Below are 22,294 nucleotides of genomic sequence, written 5' to 3' on the forward strand. Positions count from 1 at the left end.
TCTATGACATTAATAATTGCTGAAGCAGGTGTTAACCATAATGGGAATGATAAGCTCGCCTTTGAATTAGTGGAAGCTGCTTATCAATCAGGTGCTGACATTGTTAAGTTTCAAACCTTTAAAGCGAAGAACTTGGTCACAGAGTCGGCAAAGCAAGCTGACTATCAAGTAGCGAACACACAAAAGCAAGAATCTCAGTTGGCGATGCTAAGTCGCCTAGAATTATCGTATGAAGTACACCATCAATTGGTTGCCCACTGCAATAAACTTGGGATTGAATTCCTCTCTACTGCTTTTGATTCTGAAAGCTTAGATTTTTTGGTGAACGAACTCGGTCTCAAGCGATTAAAGATCCCCTCAGGTGAGATCACCAACGCGCCTCTTGTTTTAGAGCATGCACGTACTGGTTGTGATCTTATTGTTTCTACAGGTATGGCTACATTGGCAGAAGTTGAGTCAGTACTTGGGGTTATAGCATTCGGTTATCTTACTGACGATGACAAACAACCCAGTATTCTGGCTTTCCAACAAGCTTATGCCTCGAATGAAGGGCAGAGGTTGCTTAAAGAAAAAGTGACTGTCTTACATTGTACAACTGAATATCCAGCGCCAATGGAAGAAATTAATCTGAAAGCAATGGACACACTAGGCCTAGCATTTGATTTAGCGTCAGGCTATTCAGATCACAGTGAGGGAATAACTATTCCAATCGCTGCTGTAGCGCGTGGGGCAGTATTAATCGAAAAACATTTTACCCTTGATAAAACCATGGAAGGGCCAGATCACAAAGCTTCTTTGGAACCAGATGAACTCAAAGCTATGATCGATGCTATTCGCCAGGTTGAAGTCGCGCTTGGTACTAATGTTAAGAGCCCCACGGTTTCTGAGGTTAAAAACAAGGCAGTAGCTCGTAAAAGCTTAGTCGCAGCAAAACCAATCTCTGTTGGGGAAACCTTTAACATGGAAAATTTAGTGATAAAGCGCCCGGGCTCAGGTATGTCCCCTTATAAGTTGTGGGAGCTTTTGGGAAAAACAGCAAGTAAGCCATATCAAGCAGGGGATCTAATCGTTGAGTAACCTTGAACTTCCCATTGTAATGATTGGTGGCGGTGGGCATGCTAGCGTGTTAACCGATATTTTGTTGGAGAAAGGACGAGAAATTATTGCAGTTATTAGCCCAGATGACATAACTCAACGTGATGTTTTCGTGGGACTTACTCAACTCTTAGAAGACGCTGATATAACGGAGTACTCACCAAGTGATGTTCTGTTGGTAAATGGTATTGGCATGATGCCTAAGTCTTCATTGCGAGAGAAAGTTGGAATCTATTTTAGCCAGTTGGGTTATCGATTTGAGACCGTTATTGCGCCAACAGCTCATGTATCAAGTTTTGTTTCTCTAGCTGAAGGCTCTCAAATTCTAACTCAAGCCGTAGTGCAGGCAGGTGTTGAGATAGGAGCCCATAGCATCATTAATACAGCAGCTCTCGTTGAGCATGATTGTATTATTGGTCAGCACAATCATATTGCTCCTCGAGCAACACTTTGTGGACACGTTAAAACCCATGACAATGTATATGTTGGAGCCGGGTCGACAGTAATTCAGGGTATTGAGTTGGGTAAAGGCTGTATTGTAGGGGCGGGCAGCACCATTGTTAAAGACGTTGACTCGCACACAATTACTTTCGCTAAACTAAATCAGGAAACTAAGTGGGTTGGAAATGATTAATAGTTGGAAAAAAGCCATCTTGTCACCGTCAGCAACACTTAAAGATGCGTTACAAATTATAGATTCAGAAGCACTCCGTGGAGCATTGGTCGTTGATGGCTTGCACACCTTGTTAGGTGTAGTCACAGATGGGGATATTCGTCGAGGGCTATTATCGGGCAAGGGCCTTAATACTCCTGTATCTGATGTAATGAACTCGTCACCAGTAACAGCAACATCACTAAATTCAAGAGGTCACCTAATTGAGGAAATGAATAAGCTCGATATCTTGTTCATTCCTATCGTTGATGACGGGAAATTAGTTGGCCTCGAAACTCTTCACCGCGCTCTAGTAAACAAACCAAGTTATCAAAACCCAGTCTTTATTATGGCTGGAGGTTTTGGTACCCGTTTGAAACCTCTGACAGATAGCTGCCCCAAACCGATGCTAAAGATCGGTGATAAACCAATTCTTGAAACGGTGATACGAAGCTTTACTAAAGCGGGTTTCGTTAACTTTTATATCTCTACGCATTATATGCCTGAACAAATTCAAAACCACTTTGGCGATGGTAGTGATTTAGGCATTAACATCACCTACGTCCATGAGAATGAACCGCTAGGAACAGGTGGCGCATTAGGCTTATTACCTGACGACCTACCTAAAGATTTACCTCTCATTATGATTAATGGAGATGTTCTAACAAAGGTAGATTTTCAACGCTTGTTAGAATTTCATATAGACAATAATGCTGATGCGACAATGTGTGTCCGTGAATACGACTATCAAATCCCTTACGGTGTAATAAATGGAGAAGGAAACAAAATAACGAGTATGGTCGAAAAACCAATACAACGTTTTTTCGTGAATGCTGGTATTTATGTAGTTTCACCTCAAGTTATTGATTCTGTGCCAAAAAATCACCGTATAGATATGCCTACGTTGTTAGAGCAACACATGAATAAACGCAACAATGTATTGATGTTTCCAATCCACGAGTATTGGTTAGATATTGGCCGCATGGACGATTTCAATCGAGCGCAGGCTGATATCCATAGCTTAGAGATGTTCTAATGATTGACACTAAAAGAGTATTGGCGATTATACCTGCCCGCGGTGGCAGCAAACGACTACCAAGAAAGAACGTGCTGCCTTTAGCAGGAAAACCATTAATTGGGTGGTCAATTGATGCAGCCAAAAAGAGTAAGTATGTTGATCAAGTATTCGTTAGCACAGATGATCAGGAGATAGCGGATGCCTCCTCCCTATTTGGTGTCGATGTTCCAGAACTAAGACCAGACCACTTAGCATCGGATACAGCAACGACAGAGAGTGTTCTAACTTATACGTTAGAAAAATTTGGACGTGACGTAGATATAATTGTACTGCTTCAACCAACATCTCCATTGCGAACCGCTCAACATATCGATGAAGCATTGGATCTGTTCATTGAAAAACAGGCTTTCTCCGTAGTCTCCGTTACACCATGTGAACACCCACCACTTTGGGCTAACACGCTTCCAGAAGATGGCACAATGGGAGACTTTATTCGCCCTGAAGCATTAAAGCGCTCTCAAGATTGCGGTGATTTTTACCGATTCAATGGGGCTATTTATATCTTCGATGCTCGAAAGCTTATGGAGTATGGTGAAATTAAATACACGGAAAAATCCTTTGCCTACGTGATGGAAAATCGAGTTTCTTTTGATATTGACCAACAATTAGATTTTGAGCTTGCCGAGTTTTTTATGAACAAAAAGGGCTAAACAGCCCTCTTCACTTTATATTACTGCTTAAGCAACTTCTCAAAAAACTCCAGGTGCTTCTTCACTGTCACTCGTGAACTAAAGCTTTCATCTAGGCGCTTCTTAGCCGCTTCACTCATTGTTGTGCACTTTGCCTTATCTTGTGCGAGCTTGTCCATAGCCTCCCCTAACGCCTTGGCGTCACCAGTCGGGACAATATAACCAGTCTCGCCATCTACAACGAGTTCAGGAGCGCCACCGGTAGTTGTCACTACTGAGGTTGTGCCATTTGCCATCGCTTCGACAATCGTGCGTGGTAGCCCTTCTCCGCTAATCGATGGCTGAACTTGAAAATCAGCCATACACATGATTGAAGGGATGTCAGTACGATGACCAATGTAGTGAATGCGCTCACTCATAGGACTTGCTTTCATCTCATCAAAATGAGGCTCGTAGCCGCTGCCCGCTAAGATCAAATGGAAGTTCGGTGCAGTAATGTATTTGGTCGCCTCAAGTAAGACAGAGATGCCCTTACTTGGCCTTACGTGCGCTGCAGTAATCGCGACGACATCATCTTCATTCAAACCAAATTCAGAACGCTCGGTTGGTGGTACTTTATACCAATCCAATTCATGCCCTTTGTATATGGTAACAACGTTATCTTTGTTCTTCCAAACACGCTTCACCACATCTTGTCGAACCGCTTCAGAAACACAAACTATGCCATCTACACGAGGATGTAGCTGTGTTAGATAAGCACTTGGATCATGTCGATATAAACCTCCAGTAGTGCCTCGATAAACGACTAATTTAACCTTAAAGCCAATACAGGCAAACGCCGCATTAGGTATCGTTTTTGAGTTGAAAGCATAGCAGATGTCGTAATCATGCGTTTTCAGCTCGTGGCGAATCTTTTTAATGGTGTCAAAACAAACTTTACGCTTTGGGTAACCATCAACGACTCGAATACCGCACTCTTCTAGCTTTGATACATGCTCAGACTCACCTTGGGTCATGATAGTGACTTGGTGACCTTGACGCGCAAGCTCTATAAAAATCGCAGCTTCTGGACGCAAACTATTCCATGCATGTAAGTAAGATGCACAAACTAAAATCTTCATCTCTCGGTTCCTATTTGGCTTGGTCGTTTGAGCGGTCATCTGAGCGGTTTTCAAGAATCCACAAACCGACGTATTTATTGAAATTCACTTGAGCGTAAGTCATCGCCATAATGAAGCCGACACTGCCATCCATAAAGCCACGGCGAATGATATACACAAGGAAGAACGTCCATATTGCACGTAATAAAGCTAAAAATAAGCCGTGTGATTTCTTACCTTTGCGATGATACTTTTGCGATCCAAGCCAAGCGTACTGCGCTGCTTTGTCTAAACCATGACCATAATCGCGATGGGTGTAATGAAGAAGAAACCCCTTCAGTACTCCTGTAGAGCCTTGCTCAGGAACGACGGTCTCGTGAACCTCGTCTAACGTATATCGAGAGCCTTCTCTCTTAAACAGTCTTAATACTGCACGAGCACTGCGGCCATGTTTTAGAGTCGTGCCATAAAGAGTCACTCCCCAAGGCAGTTTGTACGCAGTGTGTTTGATTTGATCTTGTTTTAATAGTTCAACAAGAGCGTCGCTCATCTCTTTATCGAGAGCTTCGTCAGCATCAATTGATAGCACCCAATCACATGTCGCTTTATCTAGCGCTCGCTGTTTTTGCTTACCAAAGCCAGGCCAATCTGTGATTGTCACGTTATCTGTATATTTTTGGCATATTTCAACGGTTGCATCTGTTGAGCCACTGTCTAAAACAATCAGTTCATCGGCAATATCAACAACAGATTTAAGGCAAGTTTCAATTCGGTCTTCTTCATTCTTGGTAATAACAATGACAGACAGGGTATGTTTTCTCATTATTCAGCCCTAGAATTTCCAATAGTTTAATGATTTACGGATTTTAAAGTTACGAATCCAATTTTTTGGCTTGTTATCTTGCCAGCCGCTTTCTAGCACATCAGTAATAGCACTCAGAACTCTCGCTGAGGATTGCCCATCTAAATATGGTGTTATTGACGGGCCGTAATGAGCGATAGCGTTATCTCTTTCTTCATCAGGTAGCATTGCTTGCTTAATTGCTGACTCTAATTGCTCGGCTTGAGTAATGTTAATAAAGCTTGCTTGAGGGTCTCGATTATTTACCGTGACAACAGGCTTATTGAGCAACAAGAATTCCTGAAATATCGATGAGTTGTCACACACCATAACATCAGCACGATGTTGCATTTCAATCACTCGGTCATTATCGAAAAAGAGAAGGTTATCCCCTTCCAATGCTTGATATTTCGCTCTCGTCTCTTGATTCATTTTCGGATGAAGAGTCACTAACCATTGCCACTGACTCAGTTGACTGAGGCGCTTAAGCTCTTCATAAACCAACTCTGCACACGATAAGCTTGGCGAAAAAGTGGAAGCGAACAGAATTTGAGGTCTCTCATGACGGTTCTCACTAGCTTGATAATTAAACAAGCTATCGAGCTTCAGCCACCCGGTCTCTTTAACTTGAAAATAGCCGCGCTGCTTAGCTAGCGGCTCAAGCGAGCTTGTTCTTTCATGGCCTTCGGTGCAATACAAATCAAATAGACCACGTTCAGGGTATAAGTTCCCACGTTTGCTCTCGTTCAAACCATGAAATACTTGTACCTTCAACCCTGGAATAAACGCTGGAACACGATCACCGGGCACTAGAACGGCAGAAGGATTAAAGGCAATAGCTTCTGTCAAAGAGACGCTCTGCTCTTGATCCAGTAAAAGATGTTCAGAAGCGTCTTCACCAACAAGCAACCACTTAACCTCATGGCCGAGTTGCTTCGCGTAATCATAGAATGGGCGAAGAATAGCAAATGAATAATTTTGCTCGACGTAGAGCAAGAAACGATAGGTTTGATCGGTTTGCATAAGCGATGAGATAAAATTCACCATGTCCGTTTGAAAGCGCAACTAAGCATTTAATTATAACGCTCTTTACTTTCGAGATTGAAGAAAATACTCTTCTGAATATTGATTTTACCTTCTGGTGTCACTGTTCTTATGCTTATACGACTTATCTATACTCTCATATTGTCATTAGCTTCTCCGCTACTGCTGTATGGGCTTTATAAGAGCAAACCTGGAAAGCCAAGTTTTGGTCAGCGTTGGAAAGAACATTTCGGGATCACACCGCAAACTCAAGGTAAGAATCCTATCTGGATTCACGCAGTATCGGTTGGTGAATCGATTGCCGCCGTACCGATCATCAAGCAACTGAAGCGACGCAATCCAAACCAAGCCATTATCGTTACCACGACAACCAGCACGGGTGCAGAGCAGATAGAAAAACTCGGTGATTTAGTCGAGCATCGCTACATGCCGATTGATTTTTCTTGGTGTATTCGAGGTTTTTTGAAGACTGTTCAGCCTAAACAGATGTTAATCATGGAAACCGAGTTATGGCCAAACACACTGCACTGCGTCGCGAAAGCTGGAATCCCCATTTCGGTACTCAACGCTCGCCTATCTGAACGCTCGTGCCAGCGTTATGCTAAATTCCAAGCCGTTTTTGATCTCTTAGCCAAAAATCTCTCTCAAGTACTTTGCCAATACCCAAGTGATGCTGAGCGTTTTATACGATTAGGGTTAGATAAAGCATCTGTGCATGTGACTGGATCGATCAAGTTTGATATTGAAGTTTCAGCTGAACAAGTATCAAAAGGCAAAGCGTTACGTGAACAAATTGGCTTTGAACGCTGTGTGTGGATAGCAGCCAGCACTCATCAAGGCGAAGATGAAATTGTCTTAGACGCTCATAAACAGCTCCTTAAAGACAATCCGAATACCTTGCTGATGATTGTGCCTCGTCACCCAGAGAGATTTAACCAAGTGTCTGAGCTAGCTCAAGAGCACGGCTTCAAGACTATCACTCGAACGAGTCAGCAACCAATCACCTCTAATGTTGAAGTTTATATTGCGGATACGATGGGAGAAATGTTGGTATTACTCGGCGGATCTGATGTGTGCTTTATGGGAGGGAGCCTTGTGGGCGATAAGGTAGGTGGCCACAATCTTCTAGAGCCTGCGGCACTGCAGTTACCTTTACTCAATGGCCCTAGCTATTTTAACTTCAGCGAGATCACAGACAAACTGCTTGAAGCTCAAGCTGTCACTATTAGTCAAAACAGTAATGAAATTGCAGGCCAGCTAAGAGAGCTATTCTCTCAGCCTGACTTACGTAAAAACAGAGGCTTAGCGGCTTATCAAGTGGTTGAACAGAATCGAGGGGCGTTGAATAAAACCTTGGCATACATTCTTAATTAATGGCCTTCTTAGCTAATGGCCTTCTTAGCTAGTCACCACTCTTAACTAACAGCAACTAACCTTGGTAGCCTTGCAATAACGGTTCCCAATCCGGCTCTTGCCATTGAATCTGGCGCTTGTTCACTTCTTTTAAGAACGAGCGCTTTAAGCGATTCAAGTTGTCTTCTTTCCAGTCATCACCCGCTTGATGACCACACTTATCAAAATCAATGATCCACACCCTTTGCGAGTCATCAAGCAAGATATTATGAATGTTGAGATCGGTATGATTAACCCCAGCATCGTGCATCTTGCGTACCTCTTGCCCAATTCGACGATAAACATCCGCATCTATCGGGCCATTGACCAAGACATCAACCAGATCTTTGGCATTGGGAATTCGTTCAGACATTAAGTCCGCTCGATAAAGTAGTCCGCTTTTAATGGCTCTAGCAGCAATGGGCTTCGGTACATTCACACCTGCGTTTGCCAATGCCTTGAGAACATTAAGCTCCATCGCACAGCGCGTGCTTTCCCAATCAGAGAAGCGATATTGGTCTTCGACGAGCTTCCCAAACAATCCGCCACGGCGATAATGGCGCAATGCGGCCTGTATTCCATCAAGCCGAATGAACCATGTGGTACCGCGTCCTTGAGCACTGCCTGAAATGGCGTCTTGTTGCTGCCAATATTCAGCCTCAAAGATCTGAGCGATATCGCCCTCTGGTACCTGAGCCAAAAGTTCAGGGTCGTACCAAATTGTTTGGTTCTTGGTGCTAATCGTTTCCATCTATGAGGCCTTTGGGTCGCTTTTCGTCATTGCTATTTTACAACTAATGCGAGTATCTGCATAATTCTGATGTTATTCACTTTTTTCGGGCACTTTATGTCACTGTTCTCAACTGCACCTCAATCTCTTTGCATACTTCGCCTCTCCGCGATTGGTGATGTTTGTCATGCTATTTCTGTGGTTCAAGCCATCCAGAAGCAGTGGCCTGAAACGAAAATCACTTGGATAACGGGCAAAATAGAAGCCATGCTGATCGGCGATCTACCCGGTATTGAGGTGATTGTTTTCGATAAGAAACAAGGCTTCAAAGGAATGCGTGAATTATGGCGTCAGCTATCTGATCGTAAATTTGATGCACTTCTGCATATGCAAGCCGCACTCAGAGCCAGCGTGCTATCTTGGGGGATAAAGGCGAAGTGCAAAGTGGGATTTGGCAAAAACCGTACTCGTGAAATGCAGTCACTCTTTACCAACCACCATCTACCTATTTCAGATAAGTTTCATGTGTTGGATAACTTTGCCGAATTTGCTCGCTACATTGGTGTCCCCTTCGATAAGCCTCAATGGGATATCCCTTTAACACCTGAAGATGAACAACTCGCAATTAGCACCATGGCAGACAAGCCGACCTTGGTTATCTCCCCAGCTGCAAGCAAAGATTCACGCAATTGGTTAACTGAGCGATATGCAGCTATTGCTGATTATGCTGTCGAACAAGGCATGCAAGTGGTGTTATGTGGTTCTCCGGCACCAAGAGAAGTTAACCTTGGTAGCGACATCGAAAAATTATGCCAGTCGCCAGTAACCAACTTGATTGGCAAAACGAACTTGAAGCAACTGACTGCCGTACTGAAACATGCAACGGTGGTATTGGCACCTGATACTGGCCCAGCCCACTTGGCAACTACGCAGTCAACGCCTGTAATCGGCTTGTACGCGCACAGCGATCCTCGTAGAACAGGACCTTACAACGATCTCGATATCGTAGTGAGTGTTTATCAACAGCACGTAGAAGCACAACAAGGTAAACCAGTCGCAGACCTTCCATGGGGAACCCGTGCTAAAGGCGATGACCTGATGAAAGACATCACACTCGATATGGTAAAGCAGCAACTCGATAAGGCCTTAAACTCTAGTAAAGCACCGAATTCGAACACTACATTAAGCAAGGACAGCTAAAATGAGCACACACGTTATTTATCCAGGAACTTTTGATCCGGTGACCAATGGCCACCTTGATATCATTGTTCGTGCCGCTAGCATGTTTGACCATATCACTGTTGGAGTAGCAGCGAGCCCAAGTAAAAAAACCATGTTTGAATTAGATGAACGTGTAGAGTTGTTACGTGATGCGGTGTCTCACTTACCTAACGTGTCTGTTGAAGGATTTTCGGGGTTACTGGTCGATTTTGCTAAACAGCAGCAAGCGAATGTGTTGGTGCGAGGCCTAAGAACAACCATGGATTTTGAGTACGAGTTTGGACTCACCAGCATGTACAGAAAGCTACTTCCAGGCCTTGAAAGTGTATTTTTAACACCTTCAGAGGAGTATGCATTCCTCTCTTCGACAATAGTTCGAGAGGTGGCCATTCATGGTGGAGACATTAGCCAGTTTGTGCCACAAAAGGTGGCAGCCGAGATAAAGCTGAAGACTGCCAAGTAATTCTCTTTACCTAAACCGAAAAAAATAGCGCTCATTGAGCGCTATTTTTTGAGACAGATAAATTCATTTAGACCCCTACATATTAGCTCTGACACTGCAGAACCGATGAATCAGATCATGCGAACCCCGAACACTCTTGAGGTTCGTCACAACCATAACCTCTAACAAAGCGAACAATCATTACAAAAAGCCAAACGAGTGATAACATAATTTCTTGTGAATAAATACATCAATATAGCTTTATGAAATCATACTGTATTACCTTAAAAGCAAACCATTGTAGGCAAAAATCAACAGCTAACGCCCTTAAGGATGCTCAGGTTGATTTTGAGTTTTTTATCGGAGTGGATGCACGAACCGATGAACATCCTCTACTAACAAGAATTCACGATAGAGCTTTTTTACACAATATGGGTAGACCGCATGCAATTGGGGAAGTGGGGTGTTATGCAAGCCATTATCTTATTTGGCAAAAATGCATAGAGTTAAATGAACCCATTTTAGTCTTCGAAGATCATGCCGATATTGATATCGATATATTTCGCAATACTTTGACTATCGCCGAGCAGCATATTGAGCAGTGTGGTTTTATTCGCTTACAAGACAGTAAGAATAGACTACATTATTCAGTTGATAAGTACGATACACAGCATCTTGTAAAGTATTTGAAAGTTCCTCAAGGAACCGCCTGCTATGCTATATCTCCCAAAGCGGCACAAGCTTTCATCGAACAAAGTTCAACTTTTAATTATCCAGTTGATGTATTCTTAAGGAATACTTGGATTCATAAGCACCCCATGTTTGGTGTTTCTTCTGCTGGATTACAGCGTAGTAAACGGCCGTCAATTATCGGTAGTCGTAAACATAAAGGTAGAAAAGACTATTCTGTCGCCTTTATGAAGATTGTGAACAAAATAAAGAGTATGGCACTTAATCTATCAACAAACCTTTATCACCTTGCAGTACTAGATAAAGAGTTCAGACCAAAATTCTAGGTCTAGGAAAAGTACACTCACATTAAATTGCCCCCTCTCTTTATGCTTATGTTTATACCTAAAAAGCAATCATGCGATTACCTATAAAAATAGCGCTCAGTGAGCGCTATTTTTTATTCAAAGTTTATCAATTACTACAGCGAGTAATAGGCTTTATACCAATCCGCGAAAGCTTTCGCGCCTTCTTGGATCTTCACTTGAGGTTTATAGCCAACCGCTTCAAACAAATCTTCCGTATCAGCGTAAGTCGCGTACACATCACCAGGCTGCATTGGCATGAAGTTCTTTTTCGCTTCAACACCTAGAGCACCTTCTAATGCTTCGATGTAGTCCATTAATTTAACCGGGCTGCCATGACCGATGTTAAACACGCGATACGGAGCAGAACTGGTTGCTGGTGACCCTTGCTCAACGGTCCAATCTGGTTGCTTGGCTGGAATACGATCTTGAACACGAATAATACCTTCAACAATATCATCGATATAAGTGAAGTCACGCATCATGTCGCCGTTGTTATAAATGTCGATTTCTTTGCCCGCTACGATTAGATTCGCAAACTTGAACATCGCCATATCAGGGCGACTCCAAGGGCCGTAAACCGTAAAGAAGCGAAGACCTGTCGTTGGTACGTCGTATAAATGAGAATAGGTATGCGCCATCAACTCATTCGACTTCTTAGTCGCGGCGTACAGTGAAATCGGGTGATCAACACTGTCTGCTGTATGGAATGGCATTTTTTGATTCAAGCCATAAACGGAACTCGATGAAGCATAAACGAGGTGTTCAACCTTATTATGGCGACAGCCTTCAAGAATAGCTAAGTGACCGACAAGGTTGCTATCGGCATACGCCATTGGGTTATCAATTGAGTAACGAACGCCAGCTTGCGCTGCTAAATGAATCACACGGTCAAATTTTTGCTCAGCAAACAGCTTCGCCATGCCCTCTCTATCAGCAAGATCCAGCTCAATAAAGGTCAGATTTTCATGTTCGATGCGTTTAAGGCGGTCATGCTTTAAAGAGACTTCGTAGTAGTCATTCAAGTTATCAATACCGACAACCTCATGGCCTGCTGCGCATAGTCGCTCTGACACTGCAGAGCCGATAAAACCGGCAACGCCAGTTACTAAATATTTCATTCTACTATTCTCAATTCATATCATTAATGTAATTGTAGCGACTAGCACTTATATCTACTAGCAGTAAAAAGTGAACGCGCGTTCAGTTTTTTTATACTTGGCACTCTTCGCAAAAAAACGTATTCCTCTGCCCTATTTTTAACTCTTGGATTAGAGCTTCACAGCTTGGGCACTTTTCGCCTGCTTTTCCATAGACTTGCAGCTCTTGGGCGAAATACCCCGGCTTGCCATCTGCTTGCGCAAAATCTTTTAAAGTAGTGCCACCTTGTTTGATGGCGGTCGCGAGTACTTGCTTTATCTCTTTGGTCAGTAGCATCCACTCTGCTTGAGTTATCTTGTTAGCAGGGCGAAGTGGATGAATTCGTGAAGAAAACAGCGCCTCATTAGCGTAGATGTTACCCACTCCTACCACTACTTTGTTGTCCATGATGAACTGTTTGACGGCAACTTTACGCTTTTCTGCTTTCTCGGCAATGTAATCTGCGTTGAAGTCATCGGTTAACGGCTCAGGACCAGAGCCAAGTAGTACAGTATGTATCTCATCAGGCGCCGACCATAGCCAAGCACCAAAACGACGCGGATCGTTGTAACGCAATATCTTGCCATTGGTGAGCTTAAGATCCACGTGATCGTGTTTTGCTGGCGGGAAATCTGCGTCTAACACGCGCAGTGAGCCAGACATACCAAGGTGAACAATGGCTGTGCCCATATCGGTTTCAATCAGTAGGTACTTTGCGCGACGCGAGATAGAGCGAATCACCTGCCCTTCTAATGTCTTAAGTTCTTGAGGGATATCCCAACGCAGCTTGGGGGTACGAAAGGTAAGGGTTTTAATCGTCTCGCCAACTAAATGAGGCGAGATCCCCATGCGGCTTACTTCAACTTCGGGTAATTCAGGCATAGTTAGTCGTCCGATTTCATTGGTTTGTCTGATATAGACTGCTTGTTTGATGTAGATAGTTTGTCTGATTTTAAGGACTGGTCTGAGCCAAAGCTTGGAAACAAATAGTTCTCTTCAATAGACACTGCTAGCCACTGATCATTCCAGTTTTTTAACAACCAAAATTCAGGCAATTGATAATAAGTAATGCGCTGTGGCTCTTCTTGGTCTTGATACCACACTTCAATGGTGTGGGGTGTCTTTAGCTGAGGGGCAAGATCGGTATAAGTTTTTGAATCGACTTCAGTGCCCACAAGCTCTTGCCATCGCTGAGACAGCTCTTGTGCACTGGTAGTTTGAGGAAGTGTTGTGTCTTTAAATTGATAAATCCAATGACCATCCTCTTTCAAAACTGACCAATGAGCAAAGTGTAAAGCTTGAAGCTCAGCTGCTGGATTTAAAAGAGAGGGATAAGGACTGCTGACATTAACTTCAGGCTCGGGCTCGATAAGATACGCTTTGATCAAAGTGGGCAGGTTTAATACCCCAATAAAAGCGATCACGCTTAACATGAGTATGTTGTTCCACCGGCGTCCACGATATCTCATCTGATTCTGCTCATCTAACCTATTGAGTGTTCAGTATATCGTGAAAAAGGCGATACTTTCTATGTTGCGCTATTTTCTATCACATAAGCCCATCGGCAAGTGTAACGTCTTTACGGTAGGTGCCAAATTGAGCCAATGAAACTTACGCCTATCAAAAACACTGAGTCTTCTCGAAAAAGCTTAAGCCTCTCAAAATACTGGGGCGAATCAAATTTTGGGCATAAAAAAACCCAGCTATAAGCTGGGTTTTTAATTTATTCTTCTATAAAAGAAGAGACAAAGGGGCTATCAATTACTTGATTTTAGCTTCTTTGTACATAACGTGCTGGCGAACTACTGGATCAAACTTTTTGATCTCAAATTTGCCTGGCATGTTACGCTTGTTCTTGTCAGTTGTGTAGAAGTGACCAGTTCCAGCAGAAGATACTAGACGGATTTTCTCACGAATGCCTTTAGCCATTGCTTAATTCCTCTTAAACGTTTTCGCCACGTGCACGGATATCAACAAGAACAGCATCGATGCCTTTCTTATCAATAATACGCATGCCTTTAGCAGTTAGACGTAGTTTAACAAAACGTTTTTCGCTCTCTACCCAGAAACGGTGAGTTTGTAGGTTCGGCAGAAAACGACGCTTGGTAGCATTGCGTGCGTGTGAACGGTTGTTACCCGTTACTGGACGCTTACCAGTTACTTGACATACTCGGGACATGAATGTCTCTCCAAATCGTTTCAGCTCGATATCAACCTTGGTGGCCGAACCTCTCTATCAATTCTGAAAATAGAGGTAAAAACCACAATGGAAAATCCATTCAAGGCTATCAAAGGTCGCGTATTATACTAACTTGACATGCATTGCTCAAGACCCGAACAGATCCTTTTTAAGGATTTCGTGATCTTTTTTTGAGCACCGCAGCTATTTGAGTAATCAGAGCTGATTTAAGGTTCTAAAATGTGGGCGGAATAATAGCAGATTTAACGCAACTAACAACCTAAAATGTGATTCAAATCCATCCTCTCTCTGCAAAAGAGATAACTTCACCATCTCCAACCACAAAATGGTCGAGAATTCGGATGTCCACCAGCGCCAATGCATCGGTTAATCGGCGTGTAATTCGCCTGTCTGCTTGGCTTGGCTCCGCAACACCAGAAGGATGGTTGTGAGCCAAGATTAAGGCGGCGGCATTATGATGAAGTGCCCTTTTGACGACTTCTCTTGGGTAAACCGATGCTGCATCGATGGTTCCTTCAAACATGACTTCATCCTTTATTACCCGGTTTTGATTATCTAAGAACAATATATAGAAGGCTTCTCGCTGGCGATCGCGCAACATACTCGAAAGATACAACTTGGTATGATTCGGACTGGTCAACGCGTCCCCTCGAGATAATGTCTCTGCTAAGTAGCGTTGCGTCATCTCCAATACGGCCTGCAATTGGACGAACTTTGCCTGCCCCATTCCCTTATGAGCACAAAACTCGGCCTCCGTTGCTGAAAAAAGATGACGCAGCGAACCAAAATCTTTGATCAACTTGTCAGAAAGCTCTAGAACGTTCATTCCTTGCGTACCCGTTCGAAGAAATATCGCGAGCAGCTCTGCATCAGTCAAAGAGTCCGGCCCTCTATTGAGTAGCTTTTCTCTTGGCATAGATTCAGCAGGCATTTTACTTATAGGCATATAAAGCTAACTAGTTAGTCATGAACACAACGCATCAGCTTAATGAGCTTATTAAGAGAGATCGTTTAATAAAGACCAAAGGAAACGAGTCGCTAGCAAAACCATGTAATTGATAAGTTTGATAACACCAACTTGATGAGCGTCAAATCTGTTCCAATTCTGCTTCTAGGCACTAATCCTTTGTTCTGATATCGTAAGTCCCAGAAAAATTAAGGAACAGAATCATGCAAACACTGGTTAATCAACAGAGCAGCGCTGACCAACAAGGCTTAGTTGGCAAAAAAATCCTACTTGGTATTAGTGGTGGTATCGCAGCTTATAAATGTGCCGAACTGACTCGCCGCTTAATTGAACGAGGAGCGCAGGTACAAGTCGTTATGACAAATGCGGCTAAGGAGTTCATCACTCCTCTCACCATGCAAGCTGTATCTGGAAGACCTGTGTCTGATAGTTTGCTTGATCCTGCTGCTGAAGCTTCGATGGGGCACATCGAACTCGCGAAATGGGCCGATTTAGTACTATTAGCGCCAGCAACGGCTGACCTTATTGCTCGCATGACGGCGGGCATGGGCAACGACTTGCTGACCACTCTGGTTTTGGCGACCGATGCGCCAGTTGCGGTATCCCCAGCAATGAACCAGCAAATGTACAGCCACCCGGCGACTCAAGAGAACATTGCCACGCTAAAACGTCGTGGTTGTGAAATCTGGGGCCCTGCTGCAGGCGAGCAAGCGTGTGGTGATGTCGGCATGGGTCGCATGTTAGAACCAATGCAACTCGTACACCGTTGTGAAGACTTCTTCCAACCTAAGCCGCTTGCTGGTCGCTCTGTATTGATAACGGCGGGGCCAACTCGTGAAGCCATCGATCCTGTGCGTTACATTACCAATCACAGCTCTGGCAAGATGGGCTATGCACTGGCTGAAGCAGCCGCTAAACAAGGCGCAACAGTCACTCTAGTCAGCGGCCCGGTATCACTAGCAACGCCAAACAAAGTTAATCGTATCGATGTCGACAGCGCTCAGCAGATGTTTGATGCGGTTACAACAAACGCTTCTCAACACGATATATTCATTAGCTGTGCTGCAGTGGCCGACTATCGTCCACAGTCCATTGCAGACCAAAAGCTTAAAAAGGTCGATGGTAAAGACGACATGACCATTCAAATGGTTAAGAACCCAGACATTGTCGCTTCTGTTGCCTCAATGACCGAAGGTCGTCCCTTTACCGTAGGCTTTGCTGCTGAAACTCAAGATGTAGAGAAATACGCTCGCGGAAAGCTCGAAAGAAAGAACCTTGATATGATTTGTGCCAATGACGTTTCTGTCGAAGGCCAAGGCTTCAATAGCAGCAGCAATGAATTGCACCTTTACTGGAAAGGCGGCGATAAATCCTTGCCACTGGAGAGCAAAGACACGCTAGGTTTCCAGATCCTCGATCAGATCCAACAGCTTATTGATGCATAAACGCACAGATTTGCTCTGACAATCTGCTGACACCTCTCGATTCTGTTGACCTAGGGCTCACAAAACTAGGAAACAGAATTGAATGGTGTTTATAATCTTTCTTCACTCAATCCTCATCTTTAGGAAAGGAAGTAAATAGATGGCTGGTACTCGAAAATCAAACCGTCGTGAAGAAATCCTACAAGCTCTCGCACAAATGTTGGAATCGACCGAAGGTGCTTCTCGTATCACAACGGTAAAGTTGGCTAAGCAAGTCGGCGTATCTGAAGCTGCGTTATACCGCCACTTCCCAAGCAAAGCCCGCATGTTTGAAGGCTTGATCGAGTTTATAGAAGAAGCGTTGATGTCTCGAATCAACCGCATTCTCGATGAAGAGAAAGACACTCTTGAGCGTATCCGCTTAGTGATGCAACTGATCTTAGTCTTCTCTGAGCGCAACCCAGGCTTAACTCGTATTTTATCGGGTCATGCCCTAATGTTTGAGAATGAGCGTCTTCGTGAACGAATTAATCAGCTTTTCGAACGTATTGAGACTCAACTTCGCCAAATTCTTCGCGAAAGAAAGCTTCGTGAAGGAAAATCGTTCCCAGTTGATGAGAAAATCTTAGCGGCTCAGTTGCTAGGTCAAGTTGAAGGCAGCCTGAATCGATTTGTACGTTCTGACTTCAAATATCAACCGACAGAAAACTTTGATGCTTATTGGGCACTGCTAAGCGCTCAGATTAAGTAGCAATCAAATTAAGTAGCAATCAAATCTTAAGTGATGGTTATGACGACGAAAACTTCTTCAGCAAACGGCACGGCACAACACGTGATTACTAAGCCGCCTTTTACTCTAGCTCTACTTCACCCTAAATATTGGGGTGTATGGTTTGGCTTCGGGTTATTAGCGCTTATCGTCAATGTCCTTCCTTACCGACTACTATTAATATTAGGTCGATCGTTGGGAACTCTCGGGGCTCGTTATGGCAAGAAACGAGTGGCTGTGGCGACACGCAATTTAGAATTAGCATTTCCCGATAAGCCAGCGGATGAAGTCGCTGCAATGGTCAGTGAAAACTTCAAAAATACGGGTATGGCACTGATCGAAACCGGCATTACGTGGTTTTGGCCAACGTGGCGTTTCAAAAGAATCCTAGTGGATAAAGACACCCAAATGCTGCGTACTCACAAAGCCAACGGCAAAGGTGTTTTGTTGTGCTGTGTGCATGCCTTGAACTTAGAGATCACTGCGCGAGCAATGGCTGTTCTAGGTATTTCAGGTTTAGGTGTTTACCGCCCACACAACAATCCGGCTTATGAGTTCATTCAATACCGTGGTCGTACTCAGAATGGCAATCGCCTGATTCACCGTAAAGATGTGAAACGCATGATTCGAATCCTGCGTCAGGGGGAGATCCTTTTCTACCTGCCAGATCATGATTACGGCCGTAACAAGTCTGTGTTTGTCCCTTTCTTTGCTGTAGAAGATGCATGTACCACAACAGGCACCAGTATTTTGGCTTACACCAGCCGATGCGCCCTTGTTCCAGGGTCTGGTTTTAGAAATGCCGACGGCAAGTATGAAATCATGGCCGATGAATCAATCGAAGATAACTATCCTCAGAAAGATGAGAAAGCGGCGGCCGCTTATCTAAATCGCTATCTTGAGAAGATTATTTTGCGAGCACCAGAGCAATGGATGTGGCTGCACAAGCGCTTCAAAACGATGGAAGATCCCGAAGTGGAGCGCGGCATTCGTTATAAATAATATACTGAACCAAAAGAAAAGGGGCTGATGAATCATCAGCCCCTTGTGCATTCTATAGTCTAATTACGAGTAGTATTAGATTCCGTATTGAGCGCGGTACGCTTTTACAGATTCTAGGTGCGCTGCGTCGGTGCCTTTCTCTTCAAGGAAAGTCACCAGATCAGTCAGGCTAACGATTGAGATAATCGCACAACCGAAGTCACGCTCTACTTCTTGAATCGCAGACAGCTCGCCTTTGCCTTTCTCTTGACGGTCAATAGCAACCAGAACACCCGCTAAGTCAGCGCCGTTTGCTTGGATGATTTCCATCGACTCACGAATCGCTGTACCTGCAGTGATCACGTCATCCACTAGCATGATGCGACCTTCAAGTTCGCTACCCACTAGGTTGCCACCTTCACCGTGATTCTTCGCTTCTTTACGGTTGAAGCAGTAAGGCGTGTCTACATCATGGTGATCAGCCAAAGCAACTGCTGTTGTCGTTGCAATTGGGATACCCTTGTATGCAGGGCCAAATAGTACATCGAACTCAATGCCTGAATCTGCCAATGCTGCTGCGTAGAAGCGACCTAAACGCGCTAAGTCACGACCTGTATTAAACAATCCAGCATTGAAGAAGTAAGGGCTCTTACGGCCAGACTTTAAAGTAAACTCACCAAACTTAAGTACTTCTTTCTCTAGTGCAAATTCAATAAATTCACGTTGATATGCTTTCATGCTCATCCTCTAAATTAATTTACTTTCCAATTCCTAACTTCCGATCACTTCGAAAGCTAACGATGATGTATTTTCTAAATAGATAGCTCTACAACAAGGCAGCAAAGTTTTTCAGCCCTATGAGCATAGGGAACCTATGTGATTAGGGTGAAAAATTGTAGCTAACATAGGTGTGGAGTTATCTATGACGAAAATAAAAAAATAGCCCCCGATGTGGGAGCTATCTAAAAACTATTCTGCTAACGCCGACTTCTGCGCTTCGACGATATCGGCAATGCCCTTGTTCGCCAGGGCTAAAAGCTGCATCAGCTCTTCGTGACTGAACGGTTCGCCTTCTGCGGTGCCTTGAATCTCAATCATCTTACCGTCTTCCGTCATTACAACGTTCATGTCGGTATCAGCTGCTGAGTCTTCAACGTACTCAAGGTCACACAGTGCTTGTGCACCAACGATGCCCACTGAAACTGCCGCTACGTGGCCTTTCATTGGGTTCTTTTTCAGTTTACCGCTTGCTAATAAGCTGTTGATAGCATCAGCCATCGCAACGCTTGCACCTGAGATAGAAGCAGTACGAGTACCGCCGTCTGCTTGGATAACATCACAATCGACAGTGATCATAATTTCACCCAGTACTTTCAGGTCAACAACAGCACGTAGGCTACGAGCGATCAGACGTTGGATTTCCATCGTACGACCACCTTGCTTGCCGCTCGCCGCTTCACGACGGTTACGAGTGTGCGTTGCACGTGGAAGCATACCGTATTCAGCGGTTACCCAACCCTTTCCTTGGCCTTTTAACCAACGCGGTACGTTTTCTTCTACCGTCGCATTACATAGAACTTTGGTGTTGCCGAACTCAACTAATACAGAACCTTCAGCATAAGCTGTGTAGTTACGAGTAATTTTAATTGGACGAATTTGATCTACAGCGCGGTCATTTGGACGCATTGGTATCTACCTTATTAACAGTCTGAAGTGATTGACTATCGAAAGAGTGCATCACCTAAGAAAGGGGTGAGACAGTTTTGATTGGGGCAAGATTATATAGCAGTTTACCTTTCAAATCTATTTACTGTTCGAAGCTATTGGTTATTAGGAGCTATTAGTCATTAAACGCTATTGCTCATTAAAAGCGATTGGCCATTAAAAGCTAATCTCCATGAAAGGGGGAGTTATCGCAAAGGCTATCGATAGTGAAAAGCGACAGGCTTCGGGAGTACACCATATCGTGATACTATTCGTGCGCGTTATTTTCAGAATGATAAAAGACAGGAAAATTCGATGATTTATAGTATGACCGCGTACGCGCGTAAAGAAGTAAAAGGCGATTGGGGTACAGCAGTATGGGAAATCCGTAGTGTAAACCAACGCTACCTAGAAACTTACTTCCGTATGCCTGAACAGTTCCGTGGTTTAGAACCAATCTTACGTGAGCGTTTCCGTAAGCGTCTAGCGCGCGGTAAGGTTGAATGTAACCTACGTTTTGAAGCAAACCCAGCGGCAAAAGGTGAGCTAAGTATCAACGAAGGTTTGGCTCAGCAAGTCATTAATGCAGCTAACCAAGTTATGACCATGACAGGTGAAAACAGCCGTTTGAACCCATTCCAAGTCATGAACTGGCCTGGCGTGATGGAAACGCCAGAGCAAGATATGGATGCCATCAACAAAGACCTGCTAGAAGCATTCAACGATGCGATTGCAGAGTTCATTGATGCTCGTGCTCGTGAAGGTGAAAACATGAAGGCGCTCATCGTTCAGCGCTTGGATGCGATCACTGAAGAAGTAGTGAAAGTTCGTGCACGCATGCCTGAGATCCTAGAATGGCAACGTGAGCGTCTACTTAACAAATTTGAAGAAGCTAAAGTTGAGCTTGAAGGTTCTCGCGTTGAACAAGAGCTTATCCTGCTAGCACAGAAGTCAGACGTCGCAGAAGAGCTAGACCGCCTAGACTCTCACGTTAAAGAAGCCAATGCAGTATTGAAGAAAGGTGGCGCTTGTGGCCGTAAGCTTGACTTCATGATGCAAGAGTTCAACCGTGAATCAAACACGCTAGCGTCTAAGTCGATCAGCACAGACATCACAGCATCGGGCGTAGAGCTTAAGGTTCTTATCGAACAGATGCGTGAGCAGATCCAGAATATTGAATAACAGTTTGTCAGTAATACGCTGTGAATAGCCATTAGCTGAATCAGTGTTGATTAACTAACAGTGTTAATTAAATCAAGATAAGCTCCTAATTTTAGGGGCTTTTTTTATGGATAAAATAATGCCAATCAGGATGACTAAGTGAGCAGATTATTACGCAGGAGATTTGTTTGGAGCAAGAGATAGAGATAGATACAGCTATAGATAAAACAGAGAAGCGGATGTAACAAAGGATTTTAGAATATTTTGAGGGGGGTATTACAGATGGAACTAGAGGGGAAAGATTTAAGGGAGAAAGTGACGCAAGTTGCTAATGCAACCTGCGCCGACTTAAAATCTTATAGAGCTACAACGTTTGCAGCTTGAAGACCTTTTTGGCCTTGCTCTACTTCGAAAGACACTTGTTGGCCTTCTTTAAGAGTCTTGAAACCTTCAGATGCGATAGCACGGAAGTGAACGAATACGTCAGCGCCGCCGTTGTCTTGAGTTAGGAAACCGAAACCTTTCTCTTCGTTAAACCATTTTACTACGCCGTTTGTTTTGTTAGACATGATGTGTCCCTTATATAAAAATAAAAAATTAATCGCCAAAAGTGCGATGCGCTGAAAGCTTGAATTATTTAATGTATCTATGAAGCCAAGGGAAACACTGAGAATAACAATGAAGCAATAC

25 protein-coding genes are annotated in these 22,294 nt (G+C 43.8%); 12 read left to right on the plus strand and 13 right to left on the minus strand.

Annotation, left to right across the window (positions count from 1 at the left end; genetic code table 11):
• Nucleotides 1-3 precede the first annotated feature (3 nt).
• The 4 genes from neuB to IQO02_RS13210 are packed head-to-tail and all read left to right on the plus strand — an operon-like array spanning nt 4 to nt 3,475.
• A complete protein-coding gene (gene neuB, locus IQO02_RS13195) occupies nt 4-1,077 on the plus strand; it encodes an N-acetylneuraminate synthase (RefSeq protein WP_102282689.1) in 1,074 nt (357 codons plus the stop codon).
• Nucleotides 1,070-1,729 carry an acetyltransferase gene (locus tag IQO02_RS13200; RefSeq protein ID WP_016788456.1) on the plus strand — a complete coding sequence of 220 codons (660 nt, stop codon included), beginning with the start codon at nt 1,070-1,072 and terminating at the stop codon, nt 1,727-1,729. Before neuB ends, IQO02_RS13200 begins: the two co-directional genes overlap by 8 nt.
• Nucleotides 1,722-2,783: a nucleotidyltransferase family protein gene (locus tag IQO02_RS13205; RefSeq protein ID WP_016792606.1), complete on the plus strand. Its 1,062-nt coding sequence runs from the start codon at nt 1,722-1,724 to the stop codon at nt 2,781-2,783. The genes IQO02_RS13200 and IQO02_RS13205 overlap by 8 nt, the downstream gene beginning before the upstream one ends.
• Entirely contained in the window at nt 2,783-3,475 is a 693-nt protein-coding gene (locus tag IQO02_RS13210; RefSeq protein WP_016791483.1) for a cytidylyltransferase domain-containing protein, read from the plus strand. Before IQO02_RS13205 ends, IQO02_RS13210 begins: the two co-directional genes overlap by 1 nt.
• A 20-nt stretch (nt 3,476-3,495) precedes the next feature.
• Here the strand turns inward: IQO02_RS13210 and IQO02_RS13215 are convergent, their stop codons facing one another.
• Genes IQO02_RS13215 through IQO02_RS13225 form a run of 3 tightly spaced genes read right to left on the minus strand, consistent with a single transcriptional unit; the run spans nt 3,496 to nt 6,418 of the window.
• The gene (locus IQO02_RS13215) at nt 3,496-4,575 is read right to left on the minus strand and encodes a glycosyltransferase family 4 protein (protein WP_016792607.1); all 1,080 of its coding nucleotides are present in this window, start codon (nt 4,573-4,575) and stop codon (nt 3,496-3,498) included.
• A 10-nt stretch (nt 4,576-4,585) separates the two neighbouring features.
• Nucleotides 4,586-5,377, minus strand: coding sequence for a glycosyltransferase family 2 protein (locus IQO02_RS13220; protein ID WP_010433802.1), 792 nt, complete (start codon nt 5,375-5,377; stop codon nt 4,586-4,588).
• A gap of 9 nt (nt 5,378-5,386) precedes the next feature.
• Nucleotides 5,387-6,418 carry a CDP-glycerol--glycerophosphate glycerophosphotransferase gene (locus IQO02_RS13225; RefSeq protein ID WP_010433799.1) on the minus strand — a complete coding sequence of 344 codons (1,032 nt, stop codon included), beginning with the start codon at nt 6,416-6,418 and terminating at the stop codon, nt 5,387-5,389.
• Between the two features lie 132 nt (nt 6,419-6,550).
• Between IQO02_RS13225 and waaA the strand changes: the two genes are divergently transcribed.
• Nucleotides 6,551-7,813, plus strand: coding sequence for a lipid IV(A) 3-deoxy-D-manno-octulosonic acid transferase (gene waaA / locus IQO02_RS13230; RefSeq protein ID WP_016791481.1), 1,263 nt, complete (start codon nt 6,551-6,553; stop codon nt 7,811-7,813).
• 55 nt (nt 7,814-7,868) lie between these two features.
• Here waaA and IQO02_RS13235 read toward each other — a convergent pair whose 3' ends face one another.
• A complete protein-coding gene (locus tag IQO02_RS13235) occupies nt 7,869-8,582 on the minus strand; it encodes a 3-deoxy-D-manno-octulosonic acid kinase (protein ID WP_102282688.1) in 714 nt (237 codons plus the stop codon).
• A gap of 96 nt (nt 8,583-8,678) precedes the next feature.
• Here IQO02_RS13235 and IQO02_RS13240 point away from each other — a divergent pair, with 96 nt between their 5' ends.
• From IQO02_RS13240 to IQO02_RS13250, 3 genes are all read left to right on the plus strand, one after another.
• Complete coding sequence (locus IQO02_RS13240) at nt 8,679-9,761, plus strand: glycosyltransferase family 9 protein (protein ID WP_010433790.1); 1,083 nt, start codon at nt 8,679-8,681, stop codon at nt 9,759-9,761.
• A gap of 1 nt (nt 9,762) precedes the next feature.
• Nucleotides 9,763-10,245, plus strand: coding sequence for a pantetheine-phosphate adenylyltransferase (gene coaD / locus IQO02_RS13245; RefSeq protein WP_010433787.1), 483 nt, complete (start codon nt 9,763-9,765; stop codon nt 10,243-10,245).
• Nucleotides 10,246-10,487: 242 nt separating this feature from the next.
• The gene (locus IQO02_RS13250) at nt 10,488-11,240 is read left to right on the plus strand and encodes a glycosyltransferase family 25 protein (RefSeq protein WP_016792613.1); all 753 of its coding nucleotides are present in this window, start codon (nt 10,488-10,490) and stop codon (nt 11,238-11,240) included.
• Nucleotides 11,241-11,374: 134 nt separating this feature from the next.
• Here IQO02_RS13250 and IQO02_RS13255 read toward each other — a convergent pair whose 3' ends face one another.
• From IQO02_RS13255 to radC, 6 genes are all read right to left on the minus strand, one after another.
• The gene (locus tag IQO02_RS13255) at nt 11,375-12,379 is read right to left on the minus strand and encodes an NAD-dependent epimerase (protein WP_010433784.1); all 1,005 of its coding nucleotides are present in this window, start codon (nt 12,377-12,379) and stop codon (nt 11,375-11,377) included.
• Nucleotides 12,380-12,470: 91 nt separating this feature from the next.
• A complete protein-coding gene (gene mutM, locus IQO02_RS13260; protein WP_016788462.1) occupies nt 12,471-13,280 on the minus strand; it encodes a bifunctional DNA-formamidopyrimidine glycosylase/DNA-(apurinic or apyrimidinic site) lyase in 810 nt (269 codons plus the stop codon).
• Nucleotides 13,281-13,282: 2 nt separating this feature from the next.
• Entirely contained in the window at nt 13,283-13,831 is a 549-nt protein-coding gene (locus IQO02_RS13265; RefSeq protein WP_016768950.1) for a hypothetical protein, read from the minus strand.
• 328 nt (nt 13,832-14,159) lie between these two features.
• Nucleotides 14,160-14,327: a 50S ribosomal protein L33 gene (gene rpmG / locus IQO02_RS13270; protein ID WP_002535344.1), complete on the minus strand. Its 168-nt coding sequence runs from the start codon at nt 14,325-14,327 to the stop codon at nt 14,160-14,162.
• Nucleotides 14,328-14,340: 13 nt separating this feature from the next.
• Nucleotides 14,341-14,577 (minus strand): 50S ribosomal protein L28, encoded by a 237-nt coding sequence (rpmB, locus tag IQO02_RS13275; RefSeq protein WP_004728407.1) that lies wholly within the window; start codon nt 14,575-14,577, stop codon nt 14,341-14,343.
• A 292-nt stretch (nt 14,578-14,869) separates the two neighbouring features.
• Nucleotides 14,870-15,544 carry a RadC family protein gene (radC, locus tag IQO02_RS13280; protein ID WP_010433741.1) on the minus strand — a complete coding sequence of 225 codons (675 nt, stop codon included), beginning with the start codon at nt 15,542-15,544 and terminating at the stop codon, nt 14,870-14,872.
• Between the two features lie 224 nt (nt 15,545-15,768).
• Between radC and coaBC the strand changes: the two genes are divergently transcribed.
• The 3 genes from coaBC to IQO02_RS13295 all read left to right on the plus strand — a co-directional run bounded on the left by coaBC (nt 15,769) and on the right by IQO02_RS13295 (nt 18,760).
• Nucleotides 15,769-17,010: a bifunctional phosphopantothenoylcysteine decarboxylase/phosphopantothenate--cysteine ligase CoaBC gene (coaBC, locus tag IQO02_RS13285; RefSeq protein WP_016768951.1), complete on the plus strand. Its 1,242-nt coding sequence runs from the start codon at nt 15,769-15,771 to the stop codon at nt 17,008-17,010.
• Nucleotides 17,011-17,149: 139 nt separating this feature from the next.
• Entirely contained in the window at nt 17,150-17,740 is a 591-nt protein-coding gene (gene slmA, locus IQO02_RS13290) for a nucleoid occlusion factor SlmA (protein WP_016768952.1), read from the plus strand.
• 39 nt (nt 17,741-17,779) lie between these two features.
• On the plus strand, nt 17,780-18,760 hold the full coding sequence (locus IQO02_RS13295) for a Kdo(2)-lipid IV(A) acyltransferase (RefSeq protein WP_016788464.1): 981 nt from the start codon (nt 17,780-17,782) through the stop codon (nt 18,758-18,760).
• A 75-nt stretch (nt 18,761-18,835) separates the two neighbouring features.
• Here the strand turns inward: IQO02_RS13295 and pyrE are convergent, their stop codons facing one another.
• Together pyrE and rph are read right to left on the minus strand one after the other, a co-directional pair.
• Nucleotides 18,836-19,477: an orotate phosphoribosyltransferase gene (pyrE, locus tag IQO02_RS13300; protein WP_004735727.1), complete on the minus strand. Its 642-nt coding sequence runs from the start codon at nt 19,475-19,477 to the stop codon at nt 18,836-18,838.
• 231 nt (nt 19,478-19,708) lie between these two features.
• On the minus strand, nt 19,709-20,425 hold the full coding sequence (gene rph / locus IQO02_RS13305; protein WP_010433734.1) for a ribonuclease PH: 717 nt from the start codon (nt 20,423-20,425) through the stop codon (nt 19,709-19,711).
• Between the two features lie 333 nt (nt 20,426-20,758).
• On the opposite strand from rph, the gene IQO02_RS13310 reads away from it, so the two are divergent.
• The gene (locus tag IQO02_RS13310) at nt 20,759-21,625 is read left to right on the plus strand and encodes a YicC/YloC family endoribonuclease (protein ID WP_016768955.1); all 867 of its coding nucleotides are present in this window, start codon (nt 20,759-20,761) and stop codon (nt 21,623-21,625) included.
• Between the two features lie 335 nt (nt 21,626-21,960).
• Here IQO02_RS13310 and IQO02_RS13315 read toward each other — a convergent pair whose 3' ends face one another.
• On the minus strand, nt 21,961-22,173 hold the full coding sequence (locus tag IQO02_RS13315; RefSeq protein WP_004735656.1) for a cold-shock protein: 213 nt from the start codon (nt 22,171-22,173) through the stop codon (nt 21,961-21,963).
• Between the last annotated feature and the right edge of the window lie 121 nt (nt 22,174-22,294).

Origin of the sequence: Vibrio sp. OPT24 (genome assembly GCF_015163545.1) — a bacterium.
Taxonomy (GTDB): domain Bacteria; phylum Pseudomonadota; class Gammaproteobacteria; order Enterobacterales; family Vibrionaceae; genus Vibrio; species Vibrio cyclitrophicus.